Annotated in this window: 13 protein-coding genes; 5 read left to right on the plus strand and 8 right to left on the minus strand. The window is 65.4% G+C overall.

Features of this window, described 5'->3' with window-relative positions:
* Positions 1-2 precede the first annotated feature (2 nt).
* From ACOI2T_RS32370 to ACOI2T_RS32380, 3 genes are all read right to left on the minus strand, one after another.
* The gene (locus ACOI2T_RS32370) at positions 3-998 is read right to left on the minus strand and encodes a TRAP transporter substrate-binding protein (RefSeq protein WP_409504311.1); all 996 of its coding nucleotides are present in this window, start codon (positions 996-998) and stop codon (positions 3-5) included.
* A gap of 77 nt (positions 999-1075) precedes the next feature.
* Positions 1076-2710 (minus strand): AMP-binding protein, encoded by a 1635-nt coding sequence (locus ACOI2T_RS32375; RefSeq protein WP_409504310.1) that lies wholly within the window; start codon positions 2708-2710, stop codon positions 1076-1078.
* Entirely contained in the window at positions 2710-4002 is a 1293-nt protein-coding gene (locus tag ACOI2T_RS32380; RefSeq protein WP_409504309.1) for an MFS transporter, read from the minus strand. Before ACOI2T_RS32380 ends, ACOI2T_RS32375 begins: the two co-directional genes overlap by 1 nt.
* 200 nt (positions 4003-4202) lie before the next feature.
* On the opposite strand from ACOI2T_RS32380, the gene ACOI2T_RS32385 reads away from it, so the two are divergent.
* The 3 genes from ACOI2T_RS32385 (at position 4203) to ACOI2T_RS32395 (ending at position 6926) form a co-directional block, all read left to right on the plus strand.
* Complete coding sequence (locus tag ACOI2T_RS32385) at positions 4203-4946, plus strand: SDR family NAD(P)-dependent oxidoreductase (RefSeq protein WP_409504308.1); 744 nt, start codon at positions 4203-4205, stop codon at positions 4944-4946.
* A gap of 28 nt (positions 4947-4974) precedes the next feature.
* On the plus strand, positions 4975-6159 hold the full coding sequence (locus tag ACOI2T_RS32390) for an acyl-CoA dehydrogenase family protein (RefSeq protein WP_409504307.1): 1185 nt from the start codon (positions 4975-4977) through the stop codon (positions 6157-6159).
* Between the two features lie 176 nt (positions 6160-6335).
* A complete protein-coding gene (locus ACOI2T_RS32395; protein WP_067853235.1) occupies positions 6336-6926 on the plus strand; it encodes a TetR/AcrR family transcriptional regulator in 591 nt (196 codons plus the stop codon).
* A gap of 12 nt (positions 6927-6938) precedes the next feature.
* Here the strand turns inward: ACOI2T_RS32395 and ACOI2T_RS32400 are convergent, their stop codons facing one another.
* The 4 genes from ACOI2T_RS32400 to dnaK are packed head-to-tail and all read right to left on the minus strand — an operon-like array spanning position 6939 to position 11020.
* Positions 6939-7328, minus strand: coding sequence for a heat shock protein transcriptional repressor HspR (locus tag ACOI2T_RS32400; protein WP_085145422.1), 390 nt, complete (start codon positions 7326-7328; stop codon positions 6939-6941).
* Positions 7325-8503 carry a molecular chaperone DnaJ gene (dnaJ, locus tag ACOI2T_RS32405; RefSeq protein WP_067853229.1) on the minus strand — a complete coding sequence of 393 codons (1179 nt, stop codon included), beginning with the start codon at positions 8501-8503 and terminating at the stop codon, positions 7325-7327. Before dnaJ ends, ACOI2T_RS32400 begins: the two co-directional genes overlap by 4 nt.
* A 40-nt stretch (positions 8504-8543) precedes the next feature.
* Positions 8544-9161, minus strand: coding sequence for a nucleotide exchange factor GrpE (grpE, locus tag ACOI2T_RS32410; protein WP_409504306.1), 618 nt, complete (start codon positions 9159-9161; stop codon positions 8544-8546).
* Positions 9158-11020 carry a molecular chaperone DnaK gene (gene dnaK / locus ACOI2T_RS32415; RefSeq protein ID WP_409504305.1) on the minus strand — a complete coding sequence of 621 codons (1863 nt, stop codon included), beginning with the start codon at positions 11018-11020 and terminating at the stop codon, positions 9158-9160. Before dnaK ends, grpE begins: the two co-directional genes overlap by 4 nt.
* Positions 11021-11227: 207 nt before the next feature.
* Here dnaK and ACOI2T_RS32420 point away from each other — a divergent pair, with 207 nt between their 5' ends.
* The gene (locus tag ACOI2T_RS32420; protein ID WP_110775119.1) at positions 11228-11455 is read left to right on the plus strand and encodes a type II toxin-antitoxin system VapB family antitoxin; all 228 of its coding nucleotides are present in this window, start codon (positions 11228-11230) and stop codon (positions 11453-11455) included.
* Positions 11452-11847 carry a PIN domain-containing protein gene (locus ACOI2T_RS32425; RefSeq protein WP_409504304.1) on the plus strand — a complete coding sequence of 132 codons (396 nt, stop codon included), beginning with the start codon at positions 11452-11454 and terminating at the stop codon, positions 11845-11847. The genes ACOI2T_RS32420 and ACOI2T_RS32425 overlap by 4 nt, the downstream gene beginning before the upstream one ends.
* Before the next feature lie 152 nt (positions 11848-11999).
* Here ACOI2T_RS32425 and ACOI2T_RS32430 read toward each other — a convergent pair whose 3' ends face one another.
* Entirely contained in the window at positions 12000-13334 is a 1335-nt protein-coding gene (locus ACOI2T_RS32430) for an MFS transporter (protein WP_409504303.1), read from the minus strand.
* Positions 13335-13349: the final 15 nt, after the last annotated feature.

The following is a 13349-nucleotide window of genomic DNA, read 5'->3' on the forward strand; positions in this document are numbered from 1 at the left end:
GTTCAGCCCGTCACGCGCAGGCCGCGGCGCTGCAGTTCGTCCGCCAAAGACGAGTGGCTGCTGTAGAAGTCGTCGGACACCCCGCTCACCCGTGCTTTCCACCGGGCGACCTCGTCGTCGGGTAGAACGCGGTAACTGCCGCCGTCCGCCACGGCCTGGTTGACGACGGCCTTGTCGTCCTCGGCCATCTGCACCCACTGCTCGGTGAGCTCGGCCCCGGCAGCGGCAACCGCATCGCGGTCAGCGTCGGGGAGGCTGTCGAACCAATCCTTGTTCGCGATCAAGGCATAGCTGATGTACATCAACCCGGGAACCTGCACGGCATGTGGCGCGGACTCGAACACCTGCGTCGTCCAGCCGGCCGGCGAGGTGAACACCCCGTCGACCTCACCGCGCTGCATCCTGTCCTTGATCTCGGGAATGGGGATGGCCACCGGGACGGCTCCGAGATCGCGCATCAGGCGCTCATAGATCCCGCCGCCGGCGACGCGTATCCGCTTGCCTTCGATATCCTCAACTCGCTCAACGTCGTCCGCCGGGAACGCCAGCAGCTGGTCGGCGCCCCGCATGTACCCGAGGAACTCCACCCCGTGCGGGCGCACCAGGCCGGATTGCACTTCGTACACCGCTGTTCTGTTCTGCTGTGCGGCCATCGCGGTGTCGTCCAGGGCGAATGGTAGGTTCATGAACCCCGCGGCGGGCTCCATGGCTTCCACGTGAGTCATGTTGACCAGCGCCAGGTCGGCTCGACCGTCGCGAACGGCGTCCAGTGACGCGCGCCCGGCCAGGATCTCGCCGTTGGGGTTGATCTCCACCGCGAGCCGCCCCTGCGACGACGTGTTGACCGATTCCGCGAAGTCGTCGAAGTACGGGAGTCGCGGGTGACCGGACGGTATGTCATGGACGAGTGCGACGGTGGTGGCCGGCGACTGCTCGTCGGTGATCGTCTCCGGCGGGCTCGCGGGTGGCGATCCGCACGCACTCACGACGAGGGCCACTGCTGCAATGCCACTGAAGAATCCTGTATTGCCAAGTGCCACAATATTTCCCTTCTGGATGTGCGGAATGCGGGTTGTCACCGTGCGGCGCGCAGTGCCGAACGACGCAGCTTGCCGAGCTCGGTGCGGGGTAGATCGCCCACGAAATCCACGACTTTCGGCGCGGCATAGCGTCCGACATGCTGAGCGACAATGGCTTTGAGTTCTTGAACCATCGCTGTCGTGTCCTCCACGGTTTCCGCGGGGACGATGACCGCGCGCACGACGTTGCCGTACGAGGCATCGTCGTGTGCGACTGCCGCGGCCTCCACGACACCGGGATGCTGCAACAGGGCGTTCTCCACTTCGACCGGGCTGACATTGTGGCCCGATGCGACGATGATGTCGTCGTCGCGGCCGAGGACCTGCCAACGGCCGTCGCCGTCGCGCACGGCGCGGTCTTCGGTGAGAAAGACCTCACCGCGCCATCTCTGCGCCCACAGGTCGGGCGCGTTCTCGTAACCCGCCGACATCTGGTGCCGGGGCCGGCGCACCGCAATCAACCCCGATTCGTCCTCGTCCACCGGCTCACCGTCCCGATTCGCCAGAAAGACCTCGAAGCCCGGAATCGCGCCCGACAGCTTCCCCGGATGTGACGGTGCATCCGGACCATGGGTGTCGCCCAACAGCATTCCCACTTCCGACAGCCCGTATCCGTTGCGCACGGCGGGCGCACCGGTGGCAGACCAAGCACTGGCCACCGCGCCGGTGAGCGGCTCACCGGCCGCGGCGACGGCGCGCAGGCTCGGCGGCACACCGTCGTCCATCAGCGTGTCGGTCCACCGCCGCAACGCGGCCGGCGCGGTGGTGACGACGGTCGGCCGTTCTTCGCGCACGACGCGCTGCCACTTCTCGGGCACGAACGGCCCGGAGTACATGATCCGGGGCACGCCCAACGCCATCACCGCCGCCCCGGTGGTGTACAGCCCGTACGCCCACGCCGGGTCTGCCGTCGAGAACACGACGTCGTCACGGCCCAACGCCAGAACACCGGTGGCATAGGGCATTACGGACAGAAAGGCCGCGTGGGTCATCAGACATGCCTTGGGTGTTCCCGAGGTACCGCTCGTGAACAGCACGGTTGCGGCGTCAGTCACAGTGGTGGGCACGACGGGACCGTCGGCGTCGGCAGCGTCCAGCTCGGCCCAGAACGACTTGTCGGCGAATTCACCTGCAGCTTCGCCCTTTCCGGTCGTGAATATCGTCAGGTCGAGGTCTGCGAAGCCTTGCGCATCCGCCAGGGTTTCGCGATAGCGGGGATCGACGACAACGGCTTCGGCACGGGCCGCGGCGAGGCGTGCGGCGATCGGTTCGGCCCCGAACCCGCCGAACAGCGGCACATACACGAGCCCCGAGCGCCAGGCCGCCAGCGCGGTGATCCAGCTCTCCACTTGCCGCGAAAGCAGGCCGGCCACCCGGTCTCCCGGCCGCAAACCGGCTCGCGCGAACACCCGCGCCGCCTTGGCCGCCTGCCTGTCGAGCTCGTGATACGTCCACCGATCCGCGGAACCGTCCTCGTGACGCACCGTCAAGGCCAACCGCCCGGCATCGCCGGCGTACCGCGTGCAGGCTTCGTGCGCGGTGTTGAAGTCGTCACCGAACGGATTGCGGGCGAGACGGGATTCGATGGCAGCCCAGGCCTGATCGGTCGCCGAAGGATTGTCAGCGGACATCAGTGGCTCACTTTCGCAGTCTTGGAGAAGGTCAGAACCAGCACCGTCGCCGCGCACGCGGTCGCGAGGTAAGCCGCCAACGCCCAGTAACCCGGGATCGACGACGCCAGCGTGACGGCGATGAACGGTGCGGGCGCGCTGAACACGACACCGCCCATCTGGTAGGCGACCGAAGCCCCGGTGTATCGGACATCGGCCGGGAACAGACCCGCCACATACGCGGCGACCGCCGAGTACGTCACGGCATGGCCGATCGTGACGATCAATATCATCGCGAGCAGGACTGCCCACCCGTTGCCCGTCTGGAGTAGCCAGAAGAACGGATAGCCGATGACGGCCATGTAGACGGAGCCGTAGATCAACATCTTTCGCGGCCCCACCCGATCCGCCACGATCGAGGCATAGGGCACCGTGACGATGTCGAGAACGCATGCGGCGAGCAGGCTCAACAGAATCGTCTCGCGCGACAGGCCCAGTTCCTTTGGCCCGTACGACAGGACGAACACCGTCACCAGGTAGAACGGCACGAGCGACGCGGCCTGGGTGAAGACGCCCACCGCCAACGGACGCCGCTGGAAGCGGAGGACGCTGACGATCGGCCGCTGCACGATCTTCTCGCTGCGCCGAACCCGCTCGAACTCAGGGGATTCCGTCACTTTCAGCCGGACGTACATTCCGACCAGCAGCAGGGCCGAGCTCGCGAGGAACGGCACGCGCCAGCCCCACGCCATGAGGTCCTCGTCGGGTAGGCGCTCGACGATCAGGAATGCAAGCGTGGCGAGCACGAGGCCGGCAGGCACACCGGCTTGCGGAAAGCTCCCGTAGAACGCACGCCGCCGAGGGGGCGCGTGTTCGACGGCCATCAACACTGCGCCGCCCCACTCTCCACCCACGGCGAAGCCCTGCAGCAGACGCGCGATCACCAGCAGAATCGGTGCGGCCAAACCGATCTGGTCATAGGTGGGGATCAGCCCGATCATGACGGTGGCCGACCCCATCAGCACCAGCGAGAACACCAACATCTTCTTGCGGCCGATCCGGTCCCCGAAATGTCCGAAGACGATCGCACCGGCGGGACGCGACACAAAGGCAACACCGAACGTCGCGAATGCGGCCAGGGTCCCCGACAGCGGGCTGAGGGTCGGGAAGAACGCCACCCCGAACACCAGGGCCGCTGCCGTCCCGAAGATGAAGAAGTCGTACCACTCGATTGCGGTGCCGACGAAGCTCGCGAATGCGACTTTTGCGGGTCGGACAGTGCCGACCTTGCTTCCGTCGTCGATGACTGTCACGTCCAAACACTCCCTCACTGGGTGCACTCATGTGTGTTGCCAGTCACATCTCTAGCACAGCCGCCAATCTCGACGCAATAGGTCTTGTACTGATCAGTCCAAGTACGTCCATAACCGGATCTGGGCTTGTTTACCGAGTAAAAGGCCTACTTATCTCCACCTGTTGCCAAATTCTTGGATCGATCAGTACAGTCGCGCTCGTGGAGCAGAACGATGACGGACCACCCCGTGTGGTCCTGGTTTCAGGCGGCTCGCGAGGTATCGGCGCCGCGATCACCGCGAGTCTGGCCCGGCGGGGCGTACGGGTGGGATGTACCTACCGCAGCAGGCGGGACGGAGCGGAGAAGCTGGCCGCCGACGCGCCCGAGCACGTGCTGCCGGTGCATTTCGACATGTCCGACGAACGGTCGGCGGTCCTCGCGGTCGAACGCGTGGTGTCCGAATGGGGTCGGCTCGATGCCGCCATTCTCAATGCCGGACAGTGGGCCGGTGGGCTGCTGACCGACGTCGACCCCGCAGCGTGGTGGAACGTCGTCGAAACCAATATCCGGGGCACCGTGTCGCTGACCCGCGCGGCACTGCCCCATCTCGCACAAGGCATCTCCCCCAGTGTCGTGCTCGTCTCGTCGGTCGTGGGCCTGATCGGACATGCCGGTGACACCGCCTACTCCAGCGCCAAGGCGGCCATGATCGGCTTCGGGCGCTCGCTCGCGAAAGAAACTGCCCGCGACCAGATCCGCGTCAACGTGCTGGCGCCGGGCTTCGTCGAAACCGACATGACCGATGCCGTACCGCCGGCCGCCCGCAAGCGGATCGAGAACGCCACCGTGCTGCGCCGGTTCGGCACCGCCGACGAAATCGCAAAGGCCGCAGTGTTTCTGAGCGAAGACGCGACGTTCTGCACCGGATCCGTCCTCACCGCCGACGGCGGCTGGGCCCTGTGATAACCACCGAGACAAGGAGCCACACGATATGACCGCAACCCTCGATCACACGATCGGCCTGCCGGACGCCGAGTACCGAGCACTGCGAGACCAGATCTTCGATGCGATCTGGTCGGAACTGGATCCCCTCGAACAACGCATCGAGGACGAGGAGCGCGTACCGAACGAGATCGTGCTGCCCATCCTCGAGCGGGTGGGCGCGTTCGGCCTCCTGGTGCCGCGCGAATACGGCGGCAGCGGTCTGTCGATCGCCCAGTATCTGCCGATCATCGCCGAGTTCGCGAAAATCCAAGGCGGACTTCGCGTCATCGTGCACGTGCACAATTCGTTCGCGCATGCGCTGTCGGAGATCGGCAACGACGAGCAGAAATCCGCGGTGTTGTTCGGTGCCGCGACCGGCCGTCATTCGGTGGCGTTCGCACTGACCGAGCCGCTGCACGGGACGGGCGCCGACCTCGGGACCACGGCCGTGCGGAGCGGTGACGAGTACATGATCAACGGTGAGAAGTGGTTGATCACCAACTCCGACATCGCCTCTCACTTCATCGTGTTCGCCAAGACCGACGCCACCGAAGTGTCGGCGTTTCTGGTTCCCCGCGACACCGAGGGGCTCTCGATCCAGCCGCTTCCGGAAACCATGGGCTGCAAGGGTGGTGAGCACGGGCACATCACGCTGTCGTCGGTGCGCGTTCCGGCAACCGCCCTGATCGGGGCGGAAGGCGAAGGTGGCCAACACCTCGAACGCGCCCTCGAGATCAGCCGCGTCTTCATCGCCGCGAGTTCACTCGGAACATCCGAGCGGGCGCTCGAGCTGTCCATCGCGCACGCAAAGGAGCGCGTGACCTTCGGCAAGCCGATCGGCACGCGCCAGGCCATCCAGCGTTATCTCGCGGAGATGGCCACGGATGTCTATGCGCTGCGCGGACTCCTGGCCGATGCCGCGCAGAAATGGGACAGCGGCCGGCGCATTCCCGCCGAGGCGAGCATGTGCAAGTTGTTCGGCCTGGAGGCGGTGGGCCGGGTGACCGACCGGGCCCTGCTCATCCACGGCGGCATCGGATACACGCGGGCACATCCGATCGAGCGGTTGTACCGCGATGCCCGGCTCAACTGGCTTGAAGAGGGGACGCCCACCATTCAGTACCTGGTGACGGCAGGCCAACTGCTCGACGGGTATTCGTTCGCCGACGCCTTCGACGCCGGCAGCCGATGATGAGGCATGCCGATCCCCGGCGTCATCGTCGCCGGAGCGAGCTGGCGCGGCGTGGCGGTGGAGTCGGCGTAGCGGCACTGTGCGAAGGCGGCGGCCAGGGTCAGGCCCTCGGTCTCCGCGTCGCACCGTGACCCAATAGGCTTGTTGGTCAGGATGTACGAGGGAGCACGACGGCGATGAGCAAGAAATACGACTCGAACAGGGATGAAATCCTGCGTATTTCTGCGGAGTTGTTCGCGAAGTCCGGCTATCACGGCACCGGGATCTCTGACCTCGGTGCCGCGGTCGGTCTCGGTCGCGGTGCCCTGTACCACTACATCGGCAGCAAGGAAACGATCCTCTACGAGATCAGCAGCCGCCAGCTCGCGCAGATGAACGAGCTGGCTGACGAACTGGCACTGACGGAGAAGGACCCCGAGAAGCGGCTGCGCGGGCTTGCGCGGGCGCTGCTGCGCAACATCGCCGAACACCGGGCCGAGTGGACGGTCTTCTTCCGCGAGTATCACGCGTTGACCGGCGAGCGGCGCGACCGCGTCATCGCCGCTCGCGAGCGGTATGAGGCCCACTGGCGCAACGCGTTGGATCAGGCGGTGCGCGAAGGCCAGTTCCATCCGTTGCCGACCCTGATGGTCAAGGGCCTGCTCGGGATGTTCAACTACAGCTATCTCTGGCTCACGCTGGACGGGCCACGCAGCCCGGAAGAAATCGCCGACGACTTCCTCGACACGGTCATCGTCGGCATGAGCGCCCCGCCTGCCGGGGCCTGACGGCTGCCCCGGCTACTGCGAATGCCGCCGTCGAGCGGCGGGCTGCCACAGGACGACGGCCTTGGACGACACCGACACATCGCGGTGTTGATTGGCGGCGGTGAGCTGCTCCACCTGCTGTGTCAGCTCTGACACCCGGGCGCGCAGCGCGTCGACCTGATTGGTCAACTCGATGATGCGTTTGATGCCGGCGAGGTTGACGCCCTCGTCCTGCGAAAGCCGCTGCACCTCACGCAGCAGATCGACGTCGCGCTCCGAATAACGGCGCCCGCCACCGGAACTGCGTTGCGGGCTGACCAGGCCGAGTCGGTCGTAAGTGCGCAGGGTCTGCGCATGCATACCGGCCAGCTCGGCGGCCACCGAGATCAGAAACGTACGGGCTTCCTCTTTGCGTTTGCTCATAGGTTGCCTGCCCATCCAGCACGCGGGTCAAAACCACTGGCCCGCTCGGCTTTTGCGTAGGCCTCCAACGCCTCGGCCGCTTCACCTTCGAGGTTCGGCGGCACGGCGACCTTCACGGTGACCAGCAGGTCCCCGTGGCCACCCGACCGCTTGGGCACTCCACGTCCGCGCACCCGCAGGATCCGGCCGTCGGACGTGCCCTTGGGCACCCTCACGCCGACCTTGCCTTCCAGCGTGGGCACGGAAAGTGTTGTTCCGAGCGCCAATTCGTGAAAGCTCACGGGCACACTGACCGTCAGGTCGTCACCGTCGCGTCCGAACACCTTGTCCGGCCGCACATGCACGGTCACGTACAGGTCGCCGGACGGCGCACCGCGCAGACCGGCCTCGCCCTGACCGGCCAGGCGAATCCGCTGGCCGTCCTCGACACCGGGAGGTATCCGCACGTTGATGGTGCGGGTACGGGTCGTGACGCCCGTTCCTTGGCATTCCGCGCACGGATGCTCGATGATCGAACCACTGCCCCGGCATTCGGTGCACGGCTCGGAGAACCCGAAGGCCCCCTGATTGCGGTTGATCACACCGGAACCGTTGCAGTTCGGGCATACCTTCGGGCTGGTGCCCGGCCGCGCACCGCTGCCATGACAGTTCGTACACGGGGCCGGGCTCGTCAGCCGCAGTGGCATGGCCACGCCCTTGGTGGCTTCCAGGAACGACAGTTCGGTCTCGGTTTCCAGGTCGTTGCCGCGGCGCGGCCGGCTCGGCCTGGCTTGCGCACCGCGGCCGAACAGCCCACCGAACAGATCGCCGATGTTCGCGCCGCCGGCCTGGCCGGCGGCGTCGAACAGGTCTCCGAGGTTGAATTCGGCTCCGTCGGAACTGAATCCACCACCACCACCGAAGTTTCCGCCGGTGTTGAATCGGCGACCGAAGCCGCCACCGGCGAACAGCCGCCGGGTTTCGTCATACTCCTTGCGCTTCGCGGGGTCCGACAGAACACTGTTCGCCTCGGACACCGCCTTGAACCGCTCCGCGGCTCCAGGGTCGGAGTTCCGGTCGGGGTGCAGTTCGGAGGCCAGTTTCCGGTAGGCCTTCTTGATCTCGTCGGCGCTGGCGTCAGAGGAGACGCCGAGTTCTTTGTAGAAATCCTTTTCGACCCACTCGCGTTGGGCCATGCTGCGCCACCTCCTTACCTCATCTCTCTAGTTGTTCTGTCTATTGGTCTGATTCTGCGGCCTGCGCGCCCGTGGCGTCAGGGTTATCCGCTGCTTCGGCATCCGGCACGGTGTCCACCACGCCGACCAGGGCGTGCCTGACCACCTGCTCGCCGACCTTGTACCCGCGGCGCATGACGGTTCCGACGATGGGGTGGGTGCCCTCGCCCTCGTGCTGCACGGCCTCGTGCAACGACGGGTCGAACTCGTCGCCCTCCTCGCCGAACCCGGAAAGGCCGAGTCCTTCAAGGGCGTTGACGAGCTTGTCGGCAACCGACTTGAGCGGACCCGATTCCAGGTCACCGTGGCTGCGGGCCCGGTCCAGGTCGTCGAGGACGCCCAGCAGCTGGGTCACGACGGCGGCCTTGGTGCGGTCTGCGGTGAGCTGCTGATCGCGCAGCGCCCGCTTGCGGTAGTTGTCGTACTCGGCCTTGACGCGTTGCAGCGTGGCCTTCAGCTCGGCGACCTCGTCGCTATCGCCTGCCGATTCCGCGGCGCCGGCCGCGGCCGGGGCCGGCCCGCCAGGGGCCGGCTCCGGCTCACGTACCTCGCCGGTTTCGGGATCGATGCGCCGTTTGTCGGTGATGGTCACCGGCTCGTGCGAATCGCTTTGGCTCACTTGTTCTCCCGGTCATCGTCAACAACTTCGGCGTCGACCACGTCGTCATCCGAGCTGGCGGATCCGCCTGTGCCACCGGCGCCGCCGGCAGCCTGCTCGGCCTGCGTGGCCTCGTAGATCGCCTGGCCCAGGGCCTGGCTCTCGACGCCCAGCTTCTCCATCGCGGACTTGATCGCGGAGATGTCGCTGCCTTCGAGCGCCTTCTTGGCGTCGGAGATCGCGGCATCGACCTTGGTCAGCGTGTCCTCGGGGACCTTCGACCCGCCTTCGGCCTCACGCTGCTCCTTGACGAACTTCTCCGTCTGGTAGACCAGCGACTCGGCCTGGTTGCGAACGTCGGCCTCTTCGCGACGCTTGCGGTCCTCCTCGGCGTGCGCCTCGGCGTCCTTGATCATCCGGTCGATCTCTTCCTTGGACAGGCCGGAGCCTTCCTGGATCTTGATCGTGTTTTCCTTGCCGGTGCCCTTGTCCTTGGCGGTCACGTGCACGATGCCGTTGGCGTCGATGTCGAAGGTGACCTCGATCTGCGGCACGCCACGCGGGGCCGGCGGGATGCCGGTCAGCTCGAAGCTGCCGAGCAGCTTGTTGTGCGAGGCGATCTCGCGCTCACCCTGGAACACCTGGATCTGCACCGACGGCTGGTTGTCGTCGGCGGTGGTGAAGGTCTCCGACCGCTTGGTGGGGATCGTGGTGTTGCGCTCGATGAGCTTGGTCATCACGCCGCCCTTGGTTTCGATACCGAGCGACAGCGGGGTGACGTCAAGCAGCAGAACGTCTTTCACCTCACCCTTGAGCACACCGGCCTGCAGGGCAGCGCCGACGGCGACGACCTCGTCCGGGTTGACGCCCTTGTTGGGCTCCTTGCCACCGGTCAGTTCCTTGACCAGATCGGTGACGGCGGGCATACGGGTGGAACCGCCCACGAGCACGACATGGTCGATCTCCGACACCGAGATGCCGGCGTCCTTGATCACCGACTGGAACGGCTGACGGGTGCGATCGAGCAGATCCTGCGTGATGCGCTGGAACTCGGCGCGGGTCAGCTGCTCGTCGAGGAACAGCGGGTTCTTGTCGGCGTCGACGGTGATGTAGGGCAGGTTGATCGAAGTGCTCTGCGAGCTCGACAGCTCGATCTTGGCCTTCTCGGCCGCCTCACGCAGCCGCTGCATGGCCATCTTGTCCTTGGTCAGGTCGATGCCCGACGTGCCCTTGAACTTGTCGACGAGCCACTCGACGATCCGGTCGTCCCAGTCGTCACCACCGAGGTGGTTGTCACCCGATGTGGCGCGGACCTCGACGACACCGTCGCCGATCTCCAGCAGCGAGACGTCGAACGTGCCGCCACCGAGATCGAAGACCAGGATGGTCTGTTCCTTCTCGCCCTTGTCCAGGCCGTAGGCCAGGGCGGCCGCGGTCGGCTCGTTGACGATGCGCAGCACGTTGAGGCCGGCGATCTGGCCGGCTTCCTTGGTGGCCTGACGCTGGGCGTCGTTGAAGTAGGCGGGCACGGTGATGACCGCATCGGTGATGTCCTCACCGAGGTAGGCCTCAGCGTCACGCTTGAGCTTCATCAACACACGCGCGCTGATCTCCTGCGCGGTGTACTTCTTGCCGTCGATCTCCACGGACCAGTCGCTGCCCATGTGCCGCTTGACCGAACGGATGGTCCGGTCGACGTTGGTCACAGCCTGGTTCTTGGCGGGCTGGCCGACCAGCACCTCACCGTTGCGCGCGAACGCGACGACCGATGGGGTGGTTCGGGAGCCCTCGGAGTTCGCGACGACGACGGGGTCGCCGCCTTCCAGAACCGCCACGACGGAGTTGGTGGTCCCGAGGTCGATACCGACCGCACGAGCCATGGTTTTGCCTCCTGATAGACATATAGGGGTCTGAGCGGACTGCGCTCAAGCCTGCTCCTGCCAACCATCGGTTGTCAACCCAGACTTGAGTCGATATCACTCAAGTTGTTGTCGATCTGCTCAACGGGCGCCGCTCGCGTTTTGTTCCCGGGTCGCCCACATTGCGTACTGAGGCGATATGTATTGCTCTCCGCTTAATATGTACATATGACGGTGAAGCGCACGACTATCGAACTCGACGAGGAACTCGTGAAGGCTGCCCAACGCGTCACGGGTCAGACGTTGCGCTCGACCGTGGAAGAAGGTCTACGGCGATTGATCGCCACCGCCGAACATGAGCGCGAGGCGAAGCGGGCGCGGCTCGCAACTCACCTGAACCGTGCTTCCGAGGCCGTCGACACGGATGTTCTGCAAGCCGACGAGGCTTGGCGATGACGGTGTGGGTGCTCGACAAGAGCGCCCACATTCGGCTGATGGCCGGCGCATCGCCGCCACCGGACATCGACCTTGCCGACCTCGCCATGTGTGCGATCGGCGAATTGGAGTGGCTGTATTCAACTCGCTCTGCGGCCGATTACGAACAGCAGCGGTCATCGATACGTGAGGTATTTCCGATATTGCCCGCACCGCCGGACATCTTCGACCGCGTACGACAGTTGCAACGCGACCTTGCCCATCACCGCGGCATGTGGCACCGCACCGCAATTCCCGACCTTTTCATCGCCGAGACCGCACTGTCACACAATGCGGGTGTGCTGCACCATGACCGCGACTACGCGCGGATAGCCCAAGTTCGGCCCGCGTTGGTCGAACGTCAACTGTCATGACGAGACCCGGCATCCGCCCAGGTCAGGTTCGGACTTCCCCTTGCGGCGCACTGTGACGAACGTGCAGGCTCTTGTGCCCGAAAGCCAAGAACGGCACGACAAGTCGCACGCTCGTCACAGGGATCGACACACCACATCAACCCCCAAGTCGGCTACTGCCTCGCGTGACTCAACGGGACGTCTTCGGCATGCAGATCGATCTTCGATGTCTCGGGCGCGATGAACACGCAGATGATCGTGATCAGCAGCATCGCCACGGCGTAAACCGACACGACTATCGAGGTGCCGAACCGGTCGAGCAGGGCGACCGAGATGATCGGCGCCAGGGCGCCGCCGAGAATGCCCGCGAGCTGGTAGCCCATCGACGCGCCCGTATAGCGCACCTTGGTCGGAAACATCTCGGCGATGAACGACGCCTGCGGCCCGTACAACGACGCGTGCAGGATGAGCGCGACGATGACCGCAAGCACGATCAATCCGAATTGGCCGGTGTCGAGCAAGGCGAAGAACGCGAAAACCCATACCGCGGCACCGATCGCGCCGATCAGCATGACGGGCCGCCTGCCGAATCGGTCGGACAGATGACCGAAGAACGGGATTGCGACGACCTGTAGCGCTGCGGCGATGAGTACGGCGTTGAGCGCGTACTGCTCGGGCAATTCCAGGTAGGTGGCGATGTGCGTCGTAACGAACAGCACGAAGGTGTAGAAGGCCACGTCGACTCCGACCCGCGCACCGATGGCCAGCAGTATGTGCTTCGGATAGCGGCGCAGCACTTCGACGATGGGAGCGCTCGACTTGGCGCCGGTTTCCTCGACCTCGGTGAACAATGGGCTCTCCGAGATCGTCAACCGGATCCATAGACCGACGACCACAAGCAGTCCGCTGAGCAGGAACGGCACTCGCCAACCCCATGACATGAAGGCCTCGTCCGACGTGAGCGCGCCCATCAGTGACAGCACACCATTGGCGAGCAGAAGACCGATCGGCACACCGACCTGGGGCCAGCTGGCATTGAGCCCTCGTCGCGTGCGGTCTCCGGACTCCAGTGTCATCAGTACGGCGCCGCCCCACTCGCCGCCGAGACCGAGGCCCTGCAGGAAGCGCAGGAGCACCAAGAGGATGGGCGCCCACACCCCGATGGCTGCGTGCGTCGGCAGGAGCCCGACCAGCATCGTCGCGATGCCCATCAGCAGCAGGGTCGCCACCAGAACGTTCTTGCGGCCGATCTTGTCGCCGTAGTGCCCGAAGACGATGCCGCCGAGCGGCCGGGCGACGAAGCCGACGGCATACGTGGCAAAGGCCAGCAGGGTGCCGACCAACGGATCGAAACTCGGGAAGAACAGCTCGTTGAAGACCAGCGCGGCGGCGGTTCCGTAGATGAAGAAGTCGTACCACTCCAGCGACGTACCGATCAGGCTCGCGACGATGACCTTGCGAATCGACGAGTGCCGACCGGCGGGCGGGTTATGGGACAGCTCGGACATCGTTCGCGACCTCCT

Source organism: Mycolicibacterium wolinskyi str. Jessa 2025 (assembly GCF_049241375.1).
GTDB lineage: Bacteria > Actinomycetota > Actinomycetes > Mycobacteriales > Mycobacteriaceae > Mycobacterium > Mycobacterium wolinskyi.